Raw genomic sequence first — 17,632 nt, 5'->3', positions numbered from 1 at the left:
GAGTCCATGATCGGGAGAATGGTCGCCAGAAGTTCCGGCTCTTTGATGCGATCGATGATCCGGAGCAGGAACCCGAGTGGACCAAGCCGACACCACGCCGCGCGGACCAGGCCCGCAGCGAAACAGCCAGAAGACAGCAGGTCAGACGGGGACAGGCTGTTCGGCGCGTACCGCAGTGGTTTCCGCGCGGGCGATGGGCCCGGCGGGTAGCGCGGCGACCGCCGCCCCGACGGCGACCGCCGCCCCGGCGAACAGGAACGCCCAGCGGACGCCGCCGGCGTGGTCCACGATCACGCCGGCTACCGAGCCGCCGGCGGCGCTCGCCGCCACCGCGACGGTGACCACCCAGGTGTACGCCTCGTTCAACATGCCGGTGGGGGCGATCCGGCCGACCAGGGTGTTCTCCAGTGTCAGCGCGGGCGCGATGGTGGCCCCGCCGGCGACCAGCGCGACACCCAGCGCGAGCGGGGTGGGCATCACCGCGAACACGGCGAAGGTGGCGGCCAGCGCGCCGAGCAGCAGGGCGAACTGTCGGGTCATGTTCGGTGCCGGCTTGCGGACGCCGAACCACAGCCCACCGATGGCACTGCCGACGCCCCAGACCGCGAGCAGCACGCCGGCGAGGCTCTCCGGGTCGCCGGTGGAGTGGTCGCTCGCGAACGCGGGCACGATCACTCCGGCGGCACCGAACGCGATGCCCAGGCCGGCGACGCAGATCAGCAGGGCCGGGAACCCGGGGACCCGTAGCGGGCCGAGCCCGCGCGCGTGGTGTTCCCGCGGGTGCGGACGCCAGCCGCGCATGACCCGGCCGAGGGCCACGGCGGTGGTGCCGACCAGGGTGACCACTGCCGCGCCGATCAGCGCGGCCGCCGCGTCGGCGACGAGGACGAAGCCGGCGACGAGCAGCGGGCCGAGGACGAAGACGATTTCGAACAGCGTGGTTTCGGCGGCCAGCGCGGTGTTGCGCAGGTGGTATCGGCCGGAGTTGGGGCCGGTCAGGTCGTTCCAGGCGCCTCGGATGGCGGCGGTGAGCGGCGGGTAGGTGGCACCGGCCACGCCTGCGGCGAGGTAGATGACGGGGAGCGCGTCGTCGCCGGAGCGGCTGGCCAGCAGCAACCCGATGAGTGCCAGCGGGTGGGCCACGGCGGTGAGCAGCAGGACGGGGCTGGGGCCGACCCGGTCGGCGATCCGTCCGGCCACCGGGCTGAGCGCGGCGCCGGCGAGGGCGTAGATGCCGCCGGCGATGGCGGCCAGCGAGTAGCGCCCGGTCACCTGCTCGACGACAAGGAGCAGCGCCAGCGGGGTCATGCCGATTCCGAGCCGCCCGATGATGCCGGTGATCAGCAGCATGGGCGCGCCGGGGACCCGCCAGACACCCAGGTACTGACGCAGCGCGGTCACCGTGAACCTCCCGGGATGTAATGAGCGTGAGCCGTTATGACCCTAACGCCGCTGCCTGACCGGAGGACAGCGGAATGGTCTCCGACACAGCGATCCGCCCGTACCCGGCGTGGCCGGGTACGGGCGGAGGCGTTGATGGATCAGCGGGTCAACGCTGGAACTGCACCGGCCCCGAGTTGCGGGCCATCTGCTCCAGCCGGGCGACGCGATCCTCCATCTTGGGGTGGGTGGAGAAGAGCGCCGCCATGCCGCCGCCCCGGAACGGGTTGGCGATCATGAGGTGGGCGGTGCTGGTGAGCTGACCCTGGGCCGGCAACGGCCGGCGTCGGGCCACCGCGTCGATCTTGCGCAGCGCGCTGGCCAGGGCCAGCGGGTCGCGGCTCAACTCGGCGCCGGAGGCGTCCGCCTGGAACTCGCGGCTCCGGCTGATGGCCAACTGGATCACCGTGGCCGCGATCGGGCCGAGGATCAGGGTGAGCAGCAGCACAGCCGGGTTGGGTCGGTCCTCGTCGTCCCCGCCGCCCAGCGGGATGAAGAAGGCGAGGTTCGCCAGCAGGGTGATGATGCTGGCCAGGCCGGCCGCCACGCTGGAGATCAGGATGTCCCGGTTGTAGACGTGGGACAGTTCGTGCCCGATCACGCCGCGCAGCTCACGGTAGTCGAGGATCTCGGTGATGCCCTGGGTCACGCATACGGCCGCGTGCTGCGGGTTGCGACCGGTGGCGAAAGCGTTGGGCTGCGCGGTGGGGCTGACGTAGAGCCGCGGCATCGGCTGCCGGGCGTCGGTGGCCAACTCCCGGACCATCCGGTACAGCTCGGGGAACTGCGCCTCGGTGACCGGTTGCGCCCCCATCGAGCGCAGTGCGAGTTTGTCGGAGTAGAAGTAGGTGACGCCGTTCATGACCAGAGACACGAGGACGGCGATGACCAGGCCGCCGCTGCCGCCGAACCAGTAGCCCACCGCCAGGATCAGGGCGCTGAGCAGGCCGAGCAGCGCTGCGGTCTTCAGACGGTTGTGGTGCACGATGTCTCCTTCGGTGCACGGATCGCCGGGATCCGCTGACCGGTGTAACAACCCGGTACCCGCCAACCATCCGTCTCAACGCTGAGAGTTGACTGAGACCGGGCCTCGGGTGGGTCAGCGGGCGGCCAGGTCGAGCACCAACTGCGGGGCGAAGCCGAGCACCACGGCGGCCACCGTCGCCACCGCCAGCACCACCGCCACCACGCCCACCACTGGTACGCCCGACGCTCCGCCACCGGCGAGCGCCGCGGCCGGGCCGGGCGTCGTGGTCGGCGCCCAGAGCGCGGCGGTCACCCGCAGGTAGTAGGCGAGCCCGATCACGGCGTTCAGCGCCACCACCAGCGCCAGCCAGGCCGCGCCACCGTCCAGCAGCGCCCGGACCACTGTCACCTTGGCGAACAGCCCAGCCAGCCCCGGCGGCAGGCCAGCCAGACCGACCAGCGCGAGACCGAACGCCGCAGCTCGCCACGGGTGCCGCCGGGCTGCCCCGCGTAGGTCGTCAAGCGTGCCGCCGTCCGCACCCGCCGGCCGCAGCGCTGTCACTCCGGCGAACGCGGCCAGCTCCAACACCACGAAGAAGACGGCGTACGCCACGGCGGCCGCGTACGCGGCGGACCGTGCCTCGTCAGTGCGTCCGGCAGCCAGCGCCAACGCTCCCAACGGGGCGAGGATGTACCCGGCCTGCGCGACTGACGACCAGGCGAGCAGCCGGACAGTCCGCCGCTGACGCAGGGCGACCAGGTTGCCGACGGTCATGGTGAGCACGGCGAGCACAGCGAGCACCGGACCGGTCTGGTCCGCCGGCAGCGCCCGTTGCACAACGGCGAGCAGGGCGACCAGGCCGCCCAGCTTCGACGCTGTGGACAGGTACGCGGCCACCGGCAGAGGCGCGCCGTCGTAGGTGGCCGGCGCCCAGGCATGGAACGGCACCGCCGCCACCTTGAAGGCCAGGCCGACAAGCAGCACCGCGACCGCAACGGTGGTCAAGGGCAGGTCCCGCAACTCTGGCTGCTCGGCGAGCAACGCGCCGAGCCGGTCCAGGTGCAGCCCACCGGTCACCGCGTACAGCAGCGCCGCGCCGAGCAGGGTCAGCGTGGTCGCCACCACGCTGACCACGAAGAAGGTCACCGCCGCCTCGGCGCTGGCGAGGCTCCCCCGGCGCAGGCCGACCAGCACGTACAGCGGCAGGGTCAGCGTCTCCAGGGCGACGATCAGCGTGATCAGGTCTCCGGCCGCGCCGAGCACCACGCCACCGGTCATCGAACAGGCCAACAGGAAGGTGTACTCACCGACCGGTGACCGCCCGGCCCGCAGCGCGGGCACCGACAGCCCGAGCACGCCGACTGTGAGCAGCGCGACCACCACGGCGACCACCGCCGCGCGACCGCCGAAGACCCAGGAGCAGTCGGCGCCCACGCAGAACGTCCGCCGCTCGGCACCCGCCCCGACCAGCGCGGAGCCGACGGCGGTGCCGAGCGCGCCGAGCGCGGCGACCGCGATGGTGGCCCGTGGCCGGGCCACCACCAGATCGGTGATGAGCACGAGCACGGCAGTGCCGGCGGCCAGGTAGGCCGGCAGCAGCGCGACGCTGTCCACGCTCTGCACGACGTTCATGGTTTGACCACCCCGATCAGGGCGTCGACGGGGGCCTCGGCGACGCCGAGGACCAGCGTCGGCGCCAGCCCGATGGCCAACGCGAGCAACACCAGCGGCACCCAGGCGGTCAACTCCGCCCCGGCCAGGCCGGGGCCGACCTGACCGACGGCGGGGCTCGGCCGGTTGTGGGTGACCTGGCGCAGCAACCGCAGGAAGTACGCGGCGGTGAGCGCCCCACCGACCGCGGCCAGCACCCCGAGGGTGGTCCAGAGCGGACCGCCCACCTGCACGGCGGCGATCACCGCGAACGCCTCGCCCCAGAAGCCGGCCAGCCCGGGCAGGCCCAGTGACGCGATCGCCGCGAACGCGAGCAGACCCGCCAACCGGGGCGCGGTCTCCCGCAGCCCGGACAACTCGGCGAGGGTGCCCGTGCCGGTGCGGTCCTTCACCGCCCCGGCCAGGAAGAACAGCAGGCCGGTGATCACCCCGTGCGCGACGTTGCCGATCAACGCCGCCTGGATGCCGGTGGCGGTGAGCGTGGCGACGCCCAGCAGCACGAAGCCCATGTGCCCCACGCTGGAGTACGCGATGAGCCGCTTCACGTCCGACTGGGCCAGGCAGACCAGCGAACCGATCAGGATCGCGGCGACGGCGAGCACGCCGAGCACCGGCGCCGCCCAACGGGCGCCCTCCGGCGCCACCCCCACAGCGACCCTTATCAGGCCGTACGTGCCCATCTTGAGCAGCACACCGGCCAACACGACACTGCCCACTGTGGGTGCCTGGGTGTGCGCGTCGGGCAGCCAGGAGTGCAACGGCCACAGCGGGCTCTTCACCGCGAACGCCAACGCGAGCAGTGTGAACGCGGCCAACTGGGTGCCCCGGGACATCCCCGCGCCACCGGTCAGCGTCACCAGGTCGGCGGTGCCGGCGGCGGCGACCACGACGTACACGCCGACCAGCAGCAACACCGAGCCGAACAGCGTGTAGAGGGCGAACTTCCGGGCCGCTCGACGCCGGTCCGTGCCACCCCAGCCGGCGATGATCGCGTACATCGGCAGCAGGACGACCTCGAAGAAGAGGAAGAACAGCACCAGGTCCAGGGCGAGGAAGGTGCCCAGGATGCCCACCTCGACCACCAACAGCAGCGCGACGAGCGCCCGACCGCTGCCGCCCTCCGGCACCCGCCACATCGTGTACGCGCAGCAGAGCAACGTGAGCAGCGCGGTCAACACCACAAGCGGCCAGGAGATGCCGTCGACGCCGAGGTGGAAGCGCAACTCCAGACCGGGCACCCAGGGCAGGTCCAGTTGGTGCCACGGGCGCACCGCCGGCGCGTCCGCCGACCAGGCGACCCAGCCCCGACCGCCGAGCACCAGCGGCACCGCGGCCAGCAGGGTCAACGCCGCCGCGACAGTGCCGACCAGCCGGGCCGCCCGGTCCCGGGGCGTCGCCGCCACCGCTACCGCACCCAGCGCCGGCACCGCCAGCACCGCGACCAGCAACCCCTGTCCAAACGTCATCGGTTAACTCCAACCAGGGCAGCGGCCAGGCCGATCAGCAGCGCGCCGGCCAGTACGCCTGCGGCGGCCCGGGGCAGCGCCGCGCGGTGCAGCGCGGCCAGCCCCGCGCCCAGACCGGACGCGGCTCGCCCGCTGCCCTCGACGGCGCCGTCCACCACCACCTCGTCACTCGTGCGCGCGGCGCGGGCCAGCGCGCGGACGGGGCGTACCACGAGGGCGCGCTGGACGTCGTCGAGTCGGAACGCGCTGGCGAAGACCGGCCGCAGCGGACCCAGCGCGGCGGCCGGGTCGGCGGTCCTGTCGCGGCGCCAGCCCAGCGTCACCAGCGCGGCGCCGACCAGCAGGAACGCGAGCGGCAGCAGCACCCCCGGCCCCAGGTGGACCAGGCCGTCCTCGGAGCCCGCCACCGGGACGGTGGGGAACCGCAGGCGGTCGGCGAACACCCCGACGAACCCGGCCAGACCGAGCAGCGCGGCCGGCACGGCCAGCAGCAGCACCGGCCAGCGCAGCACGGCCGGCGGGTCGTGTGGCTGAACCAGGGGCAGGCGCGCGGCGCCGAAGAAGGCGCGCAGCAGGAGCCGACCCGCGTACCAGGCGGTGACAGCCACGCCGACCAGCCCGGCGATCCAGACGATCCAGCCCACCCAGGACGGGGCCGGGCCGGTGCCCTCCAGCGCTGCCGACTCGGCGACCGTCAGTACGCCGTCCTTGCTCCAGAAACCGGCCAACGGCGGCACCCCGGCCAGCGCGCCCAGGCCCACCACCGTGCACCAGAACGTCACAGGCATGCTGCGCCGCAGCCCGCCCATCTCCGACATCAGTGTGGTGCCGACGGCGTGGATCACCGCGCCGGCGGCGAGGAACAGCAGCGCCTTGAAGGCGGCATGGGTGAGCAGGTGGAACAGTGCGGCCGACGGTGAACCGACAGCCAGCGCGCCGGTCATGTAACCCAGTTGGGACACTGTCGACCAGGCCAGCACGCGTTTGATGTCGTCCTGGGCGGTGGCAGCGAGCGCGCCGAGCAGCAGGGTGATCGCGCCGAGCACCCCCAGCACTGTCAGCGTCACCGGGGCGGCCGTGAACAGCGGGTAGAGCCGGGCCACCGCGTACACCCCGGCGGCGACCATCGTCGCGGCGTGGATCAGCGCGGAGATCGGGGTCGGGCCGGCCATCGCGTCCGGCAGCCAGGTGTGCAGCGGGAACTGCGCGCTCTTGCCGGCCACACCCGCGAGCAGCAGCAGGCCCGCAGCGGTCAACGTCGCGCCGGAGTGGTCGTGGGCGAGCACGTCGGCGATCCGGAAGCTGCCCGTCGACACGCCCAGCAGCGCGATGCCGAGCAGGAACCCGACGTCACCGACCCGGGTCACCAGGAACGCCTTCATGGCGGCGGCGGGGGCGCCGGCCAGTCGGCGGTCGTGGGCGATCAGGAGGTACGAGCAGAGGCCCATCACCTCCCAGCCGACCAACAGCATGATCAGGTCGCCGGCGACCACCACCAGCAGCATGGCACCGGTGAAGAGGCTGATCTGGGCGGCGTAGGGCGGGTAGCGGTGGTCCACGTCGACGTCGTCGTGCGGACCGCGCCGCAGGTAGCCGATCGAGTAGACCTGCACGGCCAGGGCGACTGCGGTGACCGCCACCGCGACCAGCGCCGCGGCGCCGTCCAGCCGTACGCCGAGGGTCACCGCCAGCCCGCCGAAGTCCACCCAGGTGGCCGACGTCTCCGTCGGCCCGTCGACAGTGAGCAGCAGCGCGACGGCCAACGCCAGCGCTCCGGCCGCACCGGTGACACCGAGCGTCACCGCGGCCGTTCGGGCCCGGTCGCCGCCGGTCGCGCCGTCGCGCCGAGGGGCCGGTGGCAGCAACAAACCGAGCAGCCCGGCGATCAACGGTACGGCGGGCAGCAGCGCCCCGAGCAGCCCGGTCACCGACCCGCCTCCGAGTTGAGGACTGCCGGTTCGCGCCCACCGACGGGATCCGGCGACTCGGTCAGCGGCACGTCATCCACTGCGACTGTCGCCCGCAGCCGGTAGAGCTGGAGAACGATCGCCAGCCCCACCCCGATCTCGGCGGCGGCGAGGACGATGACGAAGAGCGCGAAGACCTGCCCCGAGTGCGGGAGCACGGCGCGGGCGGTGGTGTCAGCGGTGACCAGGATCAGGTTGACCGCGTTGAGCATCAACTCGACCGACATCAGCACCAGCACCGCGTTGCGGCGGCGCAGTACGCCGTACACGCCGAGGCCGAACAGCAGCGCGGCGGTGACGTACGGGATGACCGGCCTCACCGGCGCCCCCCGGGCTCGCTGCCGGCCAGGTCGCCTGCCGTGCCGTCGCGTTGCGGGGCGGCTCGGCCGATGTCCGGCCGGGACAGCACGATAGCGCCCACCAGCGCGGAGAGCAGCAGCACCGAGAGCACCTCGAACGGCAGCACCCAGGATTGGAAGATCTGCTCGCCCAGCCGCTCGGCGGTGCCGGCGTCCGGCAAGGTGACTGTGCTCCAGCGGTACGCGTCGACCAGCAGGGCGGCAAGCCCCAGCCCGGCGCCCCCACCGATCAGCGCGGCCGGCCAGCCCTGCCGGTCCAGGTCGTCGGAGGCGCCGATCGGGGCACGGGTCAGCATCACAGCGAACAGCAGCAGGACCACCACCGCGCCCACGTAGATCAGCACCTGCACCCAGGCCACCAGCTCGGCGCTGAGCACCAGGAAGTCACCGGCCAACGCGCCCAGGCACACCACCAGGTAGAGCCCGGCCCGGACCAGGTGTTTCGTGGTCACCACCAGCACACCGGCGCCAACCGCCACCGCGCCGAGGGCGAGCAGCAACACGTCCGCCCCGGTCACCGGCGTGCCCTTCCGGCTCGGGCGTTCACGACGCCGGGTCCTGGTCGGCGTCGGGGCGTACCGCTGGCGGAGCGGGGCGTGCGGCGGCCGCCTTGCGCGCGGCGGAGGTTTCCTCCTTGGCCGGCTCGCCGTTCGGGTCGTGCGCGGGCGGCGGCGGAACGGTGGCCATCCACTGACCGAGGTGGTCCTTGTCGTGCAGCAGGTCCTTGATGTCGTACTCGGCGTACTCGAACTCCGGCGACCAGTAGAGCGCGTCGAACGGGCAGACCTCGATGCAGATGCCGCAGTACATGCAGAGCGAGAAGTCGATGTCGAACTTGTCGAGCACGTTGCGCTGGCGGGGGCGGGCGGCGCCGGGCACCACCACCTCCTCCTTGTGCGAGTCGATGTAGATGCACCAGTCCGGACACTCCCGGGCGCAGAGCATGCAGACCGTGCAGTTCTCCTCGGACAGGGCGATCACGCCGCGCGAGCGCGGCGGCAGGTCAGGAGCCGTGTCCGGGTACTGCTGGGTGGTCGAACGGCTGGTCATCGTCTTGAGGGTGACCGCCAGCCCCTTCACCAGGCCCGCGCCGGGAAGGCCGCGTCCGCTGGCGTCATCGCGCTCGCTGGGGTCGCTCATGTCGACCATCCTGCCCTGTGGCCACGGCGCGCGCGACCACCACCCACAGGTCGACGACCCCAGGGGCTTACCCGAGAAGCACGGTCACCTGCCGATCAGCCGGATCACGCCCCGGGTCCGCTGACGACGGCCGGTGGGAGCATCTCGACGCCGAGTTGTTGCAGCAACTGGAACAGCTCGTTGCAGCTCCACACCTCGACGATCCGGCCCGCCGCGTCGAAACGCAGGAACGTCGCCCCCGAGTAGCTGACCACCTGCCCGGTCGGCGGCACCGGCCCGAACTGCCCGGCGTGGGTGCCGGCGGCCCGCCAGTGCACTGCCACCCGCTCGCCGGCCGCGACCACGTCGACGATCTTGTAGCGGAGGTCCGGGAAGGCCGCCCGGCGCTCGCGATGCCAGGCCAACGTCGCCTCCGGCCCGGTGCCGCCCAGCCCCGGGCACTCCTCGGCGACCAGCTCGTACGCCGACTCCTCCTGGCGGGCATTCCACACATCGGCGATGAACCGCCGGGCCGCCGCCTCCACATCCGTCATGCCGGCAGGGTATCCGGGACCACTGTGCGCCGTAGATCCGCGAGGATTGGGTAGAGACACTGACCAGACCGGGAGGGCGACGTGGGCGAGGAAAAAAGCGGCAAGTACGTCGAGCCGGGCGGCGAGTTCACCCGCGACCAGCGGTACATCGCCACCCGGATCACCGAGGACGGGCGCGACGGATATCCGGTCGAGCCGGGCCGGTACCGGCTGGCGGTCAGCCGGGCCTGCCCGTGGGCCAACCGGCTGATCATCGTGCGGCGGTTGCTCGGTCTGGAGGACGCCATCTCGATGGCGGTGGCCGGCCCGACCCACGACGCCCGGAGCTGGACCTTCGACCTCGACCCGGACGGTCGGGACCCGGTGCTCGGCATCGAGCGCATCCAGGAGGCGTACTTCAAGCGCTTCCCCGGCTACGAGCGGGGCATCACCGTTCCGGCGATCGTGGACGTGCCGACCGGGCAGGTGGTGACCAACGACTACGCGCAGATGAGCCTGGACCTGTCCACGCAGTGGAGGGCGTACCACCGCGAAGGCGCCCCGCAGCTCTACCCCGAGCACCTGCGGGAGCAGATCGACGAGGTCAACGCCGTGGTGTTCCGGGACGTGAACAACGGCGTCTACCGGTGCGGGTTCGCCGGCAACCAGGAGGCGTACGACAAGGCGTACCACCAGCTCTTCGACCGGCTGGACTGGCTCACCGAGCGGTTGACCGACCAGCGCTACCTGGTCGGCGACACCATCACCGAGGCCGACGTGCGGCTGTTCACCACGCTGGTCCGCTTCGATCCGGTCTACCACGGCCACTTCAAGTGCAACAGGCAGAAGCTGAGTGAGATGCCGGTGCTGTGGGCGTACGCCCGGGATCTGTTCCAGACTCCCGGTTTCGGCGACACCATCGACTTCGACCACATCAAGCGGCACTACTACGAGGTGCATCGCGACATCAACCCGACCGGCATCGTGCCGCTCGGCCCGGACCTGTCCAACTGGCTCACCCCGCACGGTAGGGAAGCGCTCGGTGGCCGCCCCTTCGGCGACGGCACCCCGCCCCCACCCCCGAAAGAGCCGGTAGACCCCGCACACACCCCACTGCGCTAAGCCCCCTCGCACGCGTCGATCTTGCACTTTCTGACGCCCAAATGCACCATTTGGTCACGTTTGCCGGGACAGAAAGTGCAAGATCGACGCGGACGGGTGGGGGTCTACAGGGCTATGCGGACTGCCGCGGTGAGGACCAGTTGGGCCAGGGACGCGGGCACGAGGACCAGCCAGCAGAGGCGTTGGAGCTGGTCCTCGCGTAGCCGGGGGTAGGAGACCCGGAGCCAGATGATCACGAAGGAGACCGCGAAGATCTTGAGCAGCGTCCAGAGCCAGCCCAGCTGGTCGTCGGCGAACGGGCCCTGCCAACCCCCCAGGAACAGCACAGTGGTCAGCGCGGCGATAACCACGATGCCGACGTACTCGGCGAGCAGGAAGAACGCGAACCGCAGACCGGTGTACTCGGTCATGTAGCCGAAGACCAGCTCCGAGTCGGCCACCGGCATGTCGAACGGTGGCCGACGGATCTCGGCCAACCCGGCGACGAAGAAAATGATCATCGCGGGTGCCTGCCAGAGCAACCACCACGGCTGCCACGCCTCGACGATGCCCGACAGGCTGAGCGTGCCGGCCGCCATCGCCACCGACGCGGCGGCCAGCACCAGCGGCAGCTCGTAACCGAGCAACTGGGCCGCCCCGCGCAACCCGCCCAGCAGGCTGTACTTGTTGGCCGACGCCCACGCCGACATCAGCACCGCCACCACCCCGACGCCGACCACGGCCAGCACGAAGAAGAGGCCGATGTCCAACGGTTGCCCGACCAGATCGTTCGGACCGAGCGGAATGACCAGCAACACCAGCAGGTAGGGCACCAGGGCCACCGCCGGCGCCAACCGGAACACCGCCCGGTCCGCCTCGCGTGGGGTGATGTCCTCCTTCTGCACGAACTTGACCCCGTCAGCCACGAGCTGCGCCCAGCCGTGGAAGCCGCCCGCGTACATCGGGCCGAGCCGGCCCTGCATGTGCGCCATCACCTTGTGCTCGGCCTGGCCGACAAGCAACGGCAGGGTGAGGAACGCGACCACCACGCCGCCGATCCGGAGCACCAACTCCACCCAGAGCGGCATCAGGCCGTACCCCCGTCGTGGTCGCTCCGGCCATCGCGACCCGGCGGGTCCGCGGGCGCCGGCTGGTCGGCAGGGGTCGGGCCGTCGGCGGCGCCGGCCGGTCGGGGAGTACCCGCCGGACGGGCCCCCGGGGCGGGCCGCGCCGGACGCTCACGAGCCGGTCTGGCCGGGGTGCCGCCACGCGGGCCCTCCCCCACCCCACCGGCGCCGGCCGGGGTGGGCGTTGGCCCCCACTCGCCCGGGGCGGGAACGCCTGGCGGGCGGATCGGTCGACGCCCGCCGCCGGCCTCGGACTCGCCCGGCTCCTTCGCGCCCGGCCAGGGCTTCGCCACCCGGGAGGCCAGCACGAACTCCTTACGCAGCGGGTGACCCTCGAACTCCGGCGGCAGCAGCAGCGGCAGCAGCTCCCCATGCCCGGCGAAGTCGATGCCGAACATCTCGTGCGTCTCCCGCTCGTGCCAGGCGGCACCGGGGTAGACGTCGACCACCGACGCGACAGTGGGCGCGCCGCGCGGCAGCCGGGTACGCAGCAGCAGACCGTGCCGCAGTCGCGTCGACCAGAGGTGAGCCACCACGTCGAAACCCTCGGCCAACTCGTCGACGGCGGAGAGCCAGTCGAAGAAGTCGCAGGCCAGCTCGGTGTCGTCACGGGCGGCGGAAACCGCTGTCAGCCAACTCGCGGGCGGCACGTCGATCGTGGCCCGGGCGAACTTCTGCCCGCCGGAGACCGACGGGGTCGCCTCAACCGGCGCGAGTAGCGCGACCAGCCGAGCGCCGACCTCTTCGGGAGTCATGCCGCTGATCCTAGTGCCGGGCGGGCCCGCACCTGGCCGCCGCCGATGCCCAGCGATCTGCCGGCTTTGGGCGCGGCGCACGCCTCGGCGGGGAAAGATGAGGGTGTGCGCGCTGTGACAGTGAGACCCGGGGTCGCCAACTCGCTGAGCCTCGTCGAGGATCAGCCGGAGCCGGCTGCCGAGGAGGGCTCTGTCCTGGTCGAGGCGCTGGCGGTGGGGATCTGCGGCACCGACCACGAGATCATCGCCGGCGAGTACGGCGAGGCGCCGCCGGGCGCCGACCGCCTGATCATCGGGCACGAGTCACTGGGCCGGGTGATCGAGGACTCCAGCGGCACCCTGCAACCCGGTGACCTGGTGGCCGGGATCGTCCGGTACCCCGACCCGGTGCCCTGCTCGAACTGCGCGGTCGGCGAATGGGACATGTGCCGTAACGGTCAGTACACCGAACACGGCATCAAGGGCTTGGCCGGCTTCGCCCGGGACCGCTGGCGGGTCGAACCGCGGTTCGCGGTCGCGCTCGACCCGGCGCTGGCCCAGGTGGGCGTGCTGCTGGAGCCGACGAGTGTGGTGGCGAAGGCCTGGGACCACATCGAGCGGATCGGGCACCGGGCCGAGTGGCAGCCGCAGACCGTCCTGGTTACCGGGGCCGGGCCGATCGGTCTGCTGGCCGCGTTGCTCGGCACCCAGCGCGGGCTCACCGTGCACGTGCTGGACCGGAACACCGAGGGGCCGAAGCCGGAGCTGGTCGCCGGGCTCGGTGCCACCTACCACACGGTGCCGGTCAACGACCTGCCCTTCGAGCCGGACGTGGTGATCGAGTGCACGGGCGCTCCCACAGTGGTCCTCGACGTGATGTGCAAGGCGGCCCCCACCGGGATCGTCTGCCTGGCCGGGGTGTCCAGCGGTGGCCGGAGCATCGACTTCGACGCCGGGGCGCTCAACCGGGCGCTGGTGCTGGAGAACAACGTGGTGTTCGGCTCGGTGAACGCCAACCGGCGACACTGGAACATGGCCGCGCAGGCACTCGCCCGTGCCGACCAGGTCTGGCTCGAGTCGCTGATCACCCGGCGGGTGCCGGTGAACCGGTACGCCGACGCGTACACCCCTGGGCCGGACGACATCAAGGTGGTGCTGGAGTTCGCGTCCTGAGCGACGTCGCGCCCGATCAGATGCCCGGCAACCGACCGTTGCGGAACAGGTCGACGAAGAGCTGATGGTCCTGGCGGGCGCGCACCCCGTACGCGTGCGCGAAATCCACCAGGTGGGCGACGAATCCCCGCTCGTCGGCGTCCACCGCCGCGACGATCGCCTCCTCGGTGGAGTAGTCCACCAGGTCGTGACTGGATTCGTCGTCGGCGACCGAGTGCATCCGAGCCACCGCCCGGCCGAGGTCGACGAGAACCCCGGTCAGCTCCTCCGGCTCGTTCACGTCCGACCAGTCCAGATCGGCGGCGTACGGGGAGACCTCGGCGACCAGCTGACCGGTCCCGTTCAGCTCGGTGAAGCCCAGCCACGGGTCGGCGTGCGCCTGCAACGCCCGCTGCGACTCGGCGGTCCGGTGCCCCTGGTGCTGGAAGTAGCCGCGGACCGACTCGTCGGTGACGTACCGCGCCACGGCCGGCACCTGCGCCTGCTTCATGTAGATGACGACGTCGTTCTCCAGCGCCTGGGTGTGGCCCTCCAGCAGCAGGTTGTACGACGGCAGCCCGGCCGAGCCGATGCCCACCCCCTTGCGCAGCACCACGTCCTTGATCCGCGCGGCCACCGGGCGCAGCTGCGTCGAGGCGGTTGGCAGGGTGCCCAGATAGTCCTGGAAGGCGGCGCTGACCAGGTCCCGGGTGGCGTCGTCGATCTCGAAGACCCCGTCGCCGATGGAGAAGCGTCGCTCGTAGTTGTCGATGGTGGTCTGCGCGGCGAGCAGGTCCACGCGGGTGTTGAGCCGGGCCCGTTGGAGCACCCGGCGCAGCACTCCGTCGGCGTTGTCCAGTGTGATCGAACCGATCGCGTCGTCACCGCCGGCGGCGATGGCCCGCAGCTCGGTCAGGTACGACCGGGCGAACCCGGCCACCAGCTCCCCGATCGCCGTGTCGGAGAGCGCCTTGCCGTAGCCGAGCAGCGCCACGCTGGCCGCGAGCCGGCGCAGGTCCCAGGTGAAAGGCCCGACGTACGCCTCGTCGAAGTCGTTGACGTTGAACACGAGCTGCCCGGAGGCGTTCATGTAGGTGCCGAAGTTCTCCGCGTGCAGGTCACCGTGGATCCACACCCGGCTGGTCTGCTCGTCGGAGAACCGGTCGTCGGCGAAGTCGCCGAGCTGGTCGGCGTAGAACAGCGCGGCGCTGCCCCGGTAGAAGGCGAACGGCGAAGCCGCCATCTTGCGGAACTTGCGGCGGAAGGCGGCCGGGTCGATCGCCATCGACGCACCGAACTCCTCGGTGAGCACGTCGACGATGTGGGTGGACCGCTGGTCCGCTGAGCTGCTCATAGTCCGCAGGCTAGTGCCGCGGGTCCACAACGGGGTGGCGAGCGCGCCGTCGTGGGTGGTGACTCACGCTGTCAGGTAGCGGCGGGCGGGCGTACCGGCGGGGCGGTGAGCGAGTCGACCGAGCGTGGCGCGGCGGCCTCGCGGGGCGGGGCGTCCAGCGGGGCGGCCAGCACGTCCCGTTGCGGCACACCCCCGATGCCGGACTGCTCGGCGGCGATCTTCTCTTGCAGGCGCAGGATGCCGTGCAGCAGCGCCTCCGGCCGGGGCGGGCAGCCGGGCACGTACACGTCGACCGGGATGAGCTGGTCGACGCCCTTGGTCACCGAGTACGAATCCCAGTAGGGGCCGCCACAGTTGGAGCAGGCGCCGAACGAGATGACGTACTTCGGCTCGGGCATCTGGTCGTAGAGCCGCTTGATCGCCGGGGCCATCTTGTCGGTCACCGTGCCGGAGACCACCATCAGGTCGGCCTGGCGGGGGCCGTGGGCGAACGGGATCACGCCGAGTCGGATGAAGTCGTGCCGACCCATGCTGGTGGCGATGAACTCGATGGCACAGCAGGCCAGACCGAAGTTGAACACCCAGAGCGAGTAGCGACGGCCCCAGTTCAGCACGAACCGGATCGGCTCGCCGAGCACTGCCGGTAGCTGCACTACCGCCCCCTCTCCTCAGCGACAGTGAATCACAGCCGGCGTCGGTACGGTCCGGCGGTGAGCGGTCTGAGCGCCTCACCAGTTGTCCCCGAGCCGACAGCGTTCGGCGGCGGTTGACGCGCAACCTAGCGGCGCGCTCGCTTGTGTGACCGGTGCTGGCGAAGACAGCGCCGGCAGTCGCCACGGGGAGGACGAGTGCTTGTGACACGAGATGTGCGGGTGGGTGGACGCCCGCCGGACCCACCGGGAACCGCAACCTCCGCGGCGGCAGAGCTGGTCTTCGACGACTTCTACCACGCCCACTTCCGCGGCCTGGTGGTGCAGCTGACCGCGTACACGGGTGACCGCGGGCAGGCGCAGGACCTGGTTCAGGAGGCGTTCTGTCGTGCGTACGCCCGCTGGGACCGGCTCGCCGGATACGAGGACCCCCTGGCCTGGGTCCGTCGGGTCGCCTGGAACCTCGGCCACAACCGCTGGCGGCGGCTGCGGACCGCCCAGCAGTGGCTGCTGCGGCAGCGGGAGACACACGTCGCGGAGCCGAGCCCCGACCGGGTCGTCGTCGACGCCGCGTTGGCGAAGTTGCCGCCGAAACAGCGGCGGGCCGTCGTACTGCACTACCTCGCCGACCTGACGGTCGCCGAGATCGCCGCTCAGGAACAGGTAGCGGAAGGGACTGTCAAGTCCTGGCTGCATCGGGGCCGGACTGCACTCGCCACACACCTGCGCGACACCAGAGAGGAGGTGCGGGATGTCTGAGCAGGAGATTCTTGACCTCTCCGAGGAGTTTGCCCGATACCGCCGTACCGCGCTCGCGGAGGTCGAGGCACCAGGACCTGCCGCCGTCCGACGGACGGTACGAGGCCGCGGCCGACGCCGGCTGGCTGCCAGCGCCACGACGGCGCTCGCCCTGGTCGGCGGATCGGCCGTCGGATACGCGGCGTTGAGCGGCCCCGACCACCGACCCGGTCCCGTCGACCCGACGCCGAGCATCTCGGTGTCACCGACGCCGACGCCGATGCCGACGAGTCCGACCCCCAGCCCTGCCGGGACCAGTGCCAGCCCGACCACCCCCGTGCCGGACGGCCAGGTCAGCCGGGCGCAACTGCTGGGGGTGCCGGTGACCCTACCGGCATGGCGGGCCGGACGAGGCTGCCCGACGTCGCAGACGCGGCTCACCGCCGATGCCCGGGAGGGCGCGAACTGGCTCTTGGCGCTCGACCACGGCGACATCGACGGGGACGGCGCGGTGGAGACCGTGGCTCTCGTGCAGTGCGTGCTCGGCACCCGCGGGCCGATGCAGGTGGTCGCCTTCGACCGGGACAAGGAAGAAAAGGTGGTCACGCTCGGCCGGGTGGTCACGACCACCATCGACAAGCCGGAGTGGCTGTTCGCTCTGGATGTCGTGGGCGACGGCACGGTTCGCGTTCAGGTCGGTGACATCGCTCCCGGGGGTGGCTGGAACGCCAGGTGGTCACAACGGCAGTGGCGGGGCTACCGCTGGAAGGGTGACGCGTTCAGCCAGGTCTCCGGGCCGACGAGCTTCGGTCCGAACCCGAACCTGGCGGACGTCGCGGTCACCACCGGCGACCTCGTGCTGAGAACTGCCGACGACGGCTCCCGGACGGGTACGGCCACGGTGCGGATTCGTAACCGGGGCACGGGCCCGGTCGCCCACGTGATGCTGCGGTTGGGCGTGCCCGCGGTGGTGCGCGCGGACGTCGACGGGTGGGGCCCGTGCGCGGGCGTCCACGAGAACGTCGAACCGATCACCTGCCGCCTGGGTCAGCTGGCCGCCGGGGCGGAGATGCGGCTGGACCTGGACTTCCGGGTGCTCGAAGGAATCACGCTGAGCACTGACAAGGCGGACGTGGAGGTCCAGCCGATGGACAGCGAACGTGACGTCCTGCCGGACGTCAACAGAGCCGACAACCTGGTTCAGATGAGAATGATCTACGGCTGACGGTCGCCGGCCGCGTCGTACGCCCCCGT

The 17,632-nt window shown here is 71.6% G+C and carries 17 protein-coding genes; 4 read left to right on the top strand and 13 right to left on the bottom strand.

Translation table 11 applies throughout. The annotated features are described in order from the left end of the window. Positions 1-141 precede the first annotated feature (141 nt). From AB0C20_RS28175 to AB0C20_RS28135, 9 genes are all read right to left on the bottom strand, one after another. The gene (locus AB0C20_RS28175; protein WP_357191225.1) at positions 142-1,401 is read right to left on the bottom strand and encodes an MFS transporter; all 1,260 of its coding nucleotides are present in this window, start codon (positions 1,399-1,401) and stop codon (positions 142-144) included. Positions 1,402-1,549: 148 nt separating this feature from the next. Further along, positions 1,550-2,425, bottom strand: a complete 876-nt coding sequence (htpX, locus tag AB0C20_RS28170) for a zinc metalloprotease HtpX (RefSeq protein ID WP_238687850.1) — start codon at positions 2,423-2,425, stop codon at positions 1,550-1,552. A 114-nt stretch (positions 2,426-2,539) separates the two neighbouring features. Continuing rightward, a complete protein-coding gene (locus AB0C20_RS28165; RefSeq protein WP_357191223.1) occupies positions 2,540-4,039 on the bottom strand; it encodes a proton-conducting transporter membrane subunit in 1,500 nt (499 codons plus the stop codon). Then, on the bottom strand, positions 4,036-5,544 hold the full coding sequence (locus AB0C20_RS28160; protein ID WP_357191221.1) for an NADH-quinone oxidoreductase subunit M: 1,509 nt from the start codon (positions 5,542-5,544) through the stop codon (positions 4,036-4,038). Before AB0C20_RS28160 ends, AB0C20_RS28165 begins: the two co-directional genes overlap by 4 nt. Then, entirely contained in the window at positions 5,541-7,472 is a 1,932-nt protein-coding gene (locus AB0C20_RS28155) for an NADH-quinone oxidoreductase subunit L (protein WP_357191219.1), read from the bottom strand. The genes AB0C20_RS28160 and AB0C20_RS28155 overlap by 4 nt, the downstream gene beginning before the upstream one ends. Then, a complete protein-coding gene (gene nuoK, locus AB0C20_RS28150) occupies positions 7,469-7,831 on the bottom strand; it encodes an NADH-quinone oxidoreductase subunit NuoK (RefSeq protein WP_357191217.1) in 363 nt (120 codons plus the stop codon). The genes AB0C20_RS28155 and nuoK overlap by 4 nt, the downstream gene beginning before the upstream one ends. Then, complete coding sequence (locus tag AB0C20_RS28145; protein ID WP_357569080.1) at positions 7,828-8,388, bottom strand: NADH-quinone oxidoreductase subunit J; 561 nt, start codon at positions 8,386-8,388, stop codon at positions 7,828-7,830. The genes nuoK and AB0C20_RS28145 overlap by 4 nt, the downstream gene beginning before the upstream one ends. Positions 8,389-8,413: 25 nt before the next feature. Continuing rightward, on the bottom strand, positions 8,414-9,019 hold the full coding sequence (locus AB0C20_RS28140; protein WP_357191211.1) for an NADH-quinone oxidoreductase subunit I: 606 nt from the start codon (positions 9,017-9,019) through the stop codon (positions 8,414-8,416). 95 nt (positions 9,020-9,114) lie between these two features. Next, the gene (locus AB0C20_RS28135) at positions 9,115-9,543 is read right to left on the bottom strand and encodes an ester cyclase (protein WP_112700493.1); all 429 of its coding nucleotides are present in this window, start codon (positions 9,541-9,543) and stop codon (positions 9,115-9,117) included. 81 nt (positions 9,544-9,624) lie between these two features. Between AB0C20_RS28135 and AB0C20_RS28130 the strand changes: the two genes are divergently transcribed. Then, complete coding sequence (locus AB0C20_RS28130; protein ID WP_357191207.1) at positions 9,625-10,644, top strand: glutathione S-transferase C-terminal domain-containing protein; 1,020 nt, start codon at positions 9,625-9,627, stop codon at positions 10,642-10,644. Positions 10,645-10,748: 104 nt separating this feature from the next. Here the strand turns inward: AB0C20_RS28130 and AB0C20_RS28125 are convergent, their stop codons facing one another. Both AB0C20_RS28125 and AB0C20_RS28120 read right to left on the bottom strand, forming a co-directional pair. Then, positions 10,749-11,711 carry a complex I subunit 1 family protein gene (locus AB0C20_RS28125; protein WP_030329816.1) on the bottom strand — a complete coding sequence of 321 codons (963 nt, stop codon included), beginning with the start codon at positions 11,709-11,711 and terminating at the stop codon, positions 10,749-10,751. After that, complete coding sequence (locus AB0C20_RS28120; protein WP_357191205.1) at positions 11,711-12,505, bottom strand: NADH-quinone oxidoreductase subunit C; 795 nt, start codon at positions 12,503-12,505, stop codon at positions 11,711-11,713. The genes AB0C20_RS28125 and AB0C20_RS28120 overlap by 1 nt, the downstream gene beginning before the upstream one ends. A 105-nt stretch (positions 12,506-12,610) precedes the next feature. Here AB0C20_RS28120 and AB0C20_RS28115 point away from each other — a divergent pair, with 105 nt between their 5' ends. Beyond that, positions 12,611-13,657, top strand: a complete 1,047-nt coding sequence (locus AB0C20_RS28115; protein WP_357191202.1) for a glucose 1-dehydrogenase — start codon at positions 12,611-12,613, stop codon at positions 13,655-13,657. A gap of 16 nt (positions 13,658-13,673) precedes the next feature. Here the strand turns inward: AB0C20_RS28115 and AB0C20_RS28110 are convergent, their stop codons facing one another. Both AB0C20_RS28110 and AB0C20_RS28105 read right to left on the bottom strand, forming a co-directional pair. Further along, positions 13,674-14,990 (bottom strand): DUF2252 domain-containing protein, encoded by a 1,317-nt coding sequence (locus AB0C20_RS28110; protein ID WP_357191200.1) that lies wholly within the window; start codon positions 14,988-14,990, stop codon positions 13,674-13,676. A 71-nt stretch (positions 14,991-15,061) separates the two neighbouring features. Beyond that, positions 15,062-15,643 carry an NADH-quinone oxidoreductase subunit B family protein gene (locus AB0C20_RS28105; RefSeq protein WP_355005696.1) on the bottom strand — a complete coding sequence of 194 codons (582 nt, stop codon included), beginning with the start codon at positions 15,641-15,643 and terminating at the stop codon, positions 15,062-15,064. A gap of 219 nt (positions 15,644-15,862) precedes the next feature. Between AB0C20_RS28105 and AB0C20_RS28100 the strand changes: the two genes are divergently transcribed. After that, positions 15,863-16,399 carry a SigE family RNA polymerase sigma factor gene (locus AB0C20_RS28100; RefSeq protein ID WP_357191253.1) on the top strand — a complete coding sequence of 179 codons (537 nt, stop codon included), beginning with the start codon at positions 15,863-15,865 and terminating at the stop codon, positions 16,397-16,399. Continuing rightward, on the top strand, positions 16,392-17,603 hold the full coding sequence (locus tag AB0C20_RS28095) for a hypothetical protein (protein WP_357191197.1): 1,212 nt from the start codon (positions 16,392-16,394) through the stop codon (positions 17,601-17,603). Before AB0C20_RS28100 ends, AB0C20_RS28095 begins: the two co-directional genes overlap by 8 nt. Positions 17,604-17,632: the final 29 nt, after the last annotated feature.

This window comes from Micromonospora sp. NPDC048843, from assembly GCF_040649965.1.
Taxonomy (GTDB): Bacteria; Actinomycetota; Actinomycetes; order Mycobacteriales; family Micromonosporaceae; genus Micromonospora; species Micromonospora hortensis.
This window is presented reverse-complemented; position numbering and strand designations above follow the sequence as displayed.